This is a genomic window from Aquiflexum sp., from assembly GCF_977115555.1.
Genome location: NZ_CDSBKL010000497.1, coordinates 1 through 2,638, shown reverse-complemented (window position 1 = coordinate 2,638; position 2,638 = coordinate 1). Strand labels below are relative to the sequence as shown.

Annotated in this window: 3 protein-coding genes and 1 pseudogene; 2 read left to right on the top strand and 2 right to left on the bottom strand. The window is 42.2% G+C overall.

Features of this window, described 5'->3' with window-relative positions:
• A pseudogene (locus ACZFYI_RS18750) lies at nt 1–228 on the top strand (hypothetical protein); the annotation flags it as partial.
• Between the two features lie 22 nt (nt 229–250).
• Here the strand turns inward: ACZFYI_RS18750 and ACZFYI_RS18745 are convergent.
• Both ACZFYI_RS18745 and ACZFYI_RS18740 read right to left on the bottom strand, forming a co-directional pair.
• Nucleotides 251–1,276: an LLM class flavin-dependent oxidoreductase gene (locus ACZFYI_RS18745; protein ID WP_462525646.1), complete on the bottom strand. Its 1,026-nt coding sequence runs from the start codon at nt 1,274–1,276 to the stop codon at nt 251–253.
• Nucleotides 1,277–1,308: 32 nt separating this feature from the next.
• Nucleotides 1,309–2,271 (bottom strand): calcium/sodium antiporter, encoded by a 963-nt coding sequence (locus ACZFYI_RS18740; protein WP_462525645.1) that lies wholly within the window; start codon nt 2,269–2,271, stop codon nt 1,309–1,311.
• 141 nt (nt 2,272–2,412) lie between these two features.
• Between ACZFYI_RS18740 and ACZFYI_RS18735 the strand changes: the two genes are divergently transcribed.
• Nucleotides 2,413–2,638: hypothetical protein (locus ACZFYI_RS18735; protein WP_462525644.1), on the top strand; the 226-nt coding region annotated here is incomplete at its 3' end.

Genomic DNA, 2,638 nt, shown 5'->3' with positions numbered 1-2,638 from the left:
ACTTTCTTCCTCATTTTCCTACTTTCAATCTGGGAACCGATCTCCCAATTGCCCACCGAACCGATCTGGTTTGTGGTTTATTCCTTTGCCTCAGGGTTTGCTTTTAATTTTACCCAAATCTATTTTTATCGGAAAATGGGTTGGTTGTTTTCCCTATTCTGCCGAATGGGATTGTACTTTGTTTGGCACGTTTTGTTGGGGATTTGGATTGAGTTTTTTGTGATCTGATCTGAGAGATCCGGGTTTTTCTTTACCCGTTTACCAAAGGTTTCACTTTCGTTCCGATGATCTCAATGGCTTTAAGCAATTGGGAATGGCTCAGGTTGGCATTGTCCATCTGGAAAGAAACCCTGGATAGGCCACCCAAAGACTCACTGTGTCTCAGGATTTTTTCCGCTACTTCTTCGGGATTTCCTACAAGGTAGGCCCCTCTTGGGCCTCGTTGTGCTTCAAATCTTGAAAAAGTGACCGGAGGCCAACCGCGTTCTTTTCCGATTCTTGTAAATGTCTCTGCGTAGCCGGGATAATATTCTTCTATTGCTTTTTCTGTAGTATCCGAAACGTACCCCAAAGAATGCAGACCGACCTTTAGTCTTTCAGGACTGTGACCCGCCCTTCTTCCGGCTTCTCTATACAAGTCAACCAATGGACTGAAGCGGTGCGTTTCCCCACCTATCACTGCGACCATCAATGGCAGGCCCAAAGTTCCGGCCCTGACAAATGATTCCGGTGTACCGCCTACTCCCAACCAAACAGGAAATGGATCCTGCAATGGTCTTGGATAAATGGCCTGCTGATGCAAAGCAGGTCTGAATTTTCCTGACCAAGTCACGGATTCATTGTCCCGGATTTTGAGAAGGAGGTCAAGCTTTTCTGAAAATAGCGCATCATAATCCTTGAGATTCAATCCAAAAAGCGGAAATGCTTCCGTGAAAGAACCTCTTCCGACGACCATTTCTGCACGGCCTTTGGAGATCAGGTCCAAGGTGGCAAAATTTTGAAAAACACGGACAGGATCGGCAGCGCTGAGGACAGTGAGTGCGCTGTTAAGTTTGATGTTTTTTGTTTGCGCAGGAGCGGCAGCGAGTATGATGGAAGGGGCGGAGTCCAAAAATTCCTTTCTGTGGTGTTCTCCGATGCCAAACACATCCAATCCGACTTGGTCTGCTAGTTGGATTCTCTCCAGCAATTCTGCCAAAGCCTGTGCGCTGTTTCTTGACTGATCGATTCCTTCTCCGATTGCAGCCGCTGCAAAACTGTCAATGCCTATTTCCATAAAAGTATTTTCCTTTTGGTGATGACCAAGGATTACCACTTCATGATCAATGCTGTCAGGTAAACAACATACAGACCCAAAAGAATTCCACCTTCCCATCTTTCGAGCTTTCTTCCCTTTCCGGTAAAGAGAAAAAGGAACAACAACAGACCTGCAAGGATATTCATGTAAATGTCGATGAAGTTTGGTTCAGAGATGCCGACAGGGTTGACGATGGATGAAATCCCCAACACAAAAAAGATGTTGAAAATATTCGATCCCACCACATTGCCGATGGCGATGTCTACCTTTTTCTTTCTTACGGCAGCTATCGACGTGGCGAGTTCCGGTAGGGATGTTCCTACTGAGACGATGGTCAATCCAATCAATCTTTGAGACAATCCAAATTCAACTGCCAAAGAAACTGCATTGTCCACAATCAATTTTCCTCCCAAAACAAGACCTGCAAGTCCAATGATGATCCAAAGAATAGCCCCGCCTGTGGTAAACCTGCCTATTTCCATAGATTCAGTAATTCCGCCCGGCTGCTTGGAAACCATAATGTTGTAAACCAGAAAGACGCTGAAAAACAACAACAAAATCAAACCATCACCATAGGAAATCAGATTTGTGGCTCCGTCGTTGAAAAGAAAATCATTTGCAACAATATACACTGTCAAAGCTGCCAAAAAACTAAGGGGTATTTCTATCCATGTGGTATTCGATTTTACAGTCAAAGGATATACTAAAGAGGATATTCCCAAGATAGCAAGCACGTTAAAAATATTGCTCCCCAAAACATTACCCATCACCATTTGAGAAGACTTATTCATGGAAGCAAATACATTGACTACCAATTCAGGAGCGGAAGTTCCAAAAGCAACTATGGTCAGGCCGATGACGATATTTGGAATTCCAAAATTTGCAGCGAGTCCAGAGGCTGCATCTACCAGTTTATCGGCACCATAGATCAGAACGACAAATCCAACCAATAATAAGACTATAGATAAAATCATAGGGATAGAATTTTGAGGAAAGATATGCTGTATTTACATTATCTTTCTTTAGAGACGAGAATTATTTTTTTATACAAAAATTAGCAGGTTATTTGTATTATCAAAATTGAAATCATCATTTTGATTTGGATCAAGGGATTTATGAAAATCCGTATTAAGAAAATCATTTCTGTTTTTTTGGTTGCTGTTATCGGGTTTACCGGTATTGGAAGCCAATATTTTTTTGAATATGCAGAAGAGTTTTGGGATAAGGAATCCCATGTTTTTTCCCATTCAGATTTTGATTCAAAGTTTGTTCAGGCTCTTGAATTTTCTTCGCCAAATATCAATGTTCCGATATTTAAGGCCTTAGATACTGTTTCTGATT

Excerpts from the sequence above, each read along its gene's own strand:
- ACZFYI_RS18740 (WP_462525645.1), bottom strand. The coding sequence starts at position 2,271 with ATGATTTTATCTATAGTCTTATTATTGGTTGGATTTGTCGTTCTGATC.
- ACZFYI_RS18745 (WP_462525646.1), bottom strand. The coding sequence starts at position 1,276 with ATGGAAATAGGCATTGACAGTTTTGCAGCGGCTGCAATCGGAGAAGGA.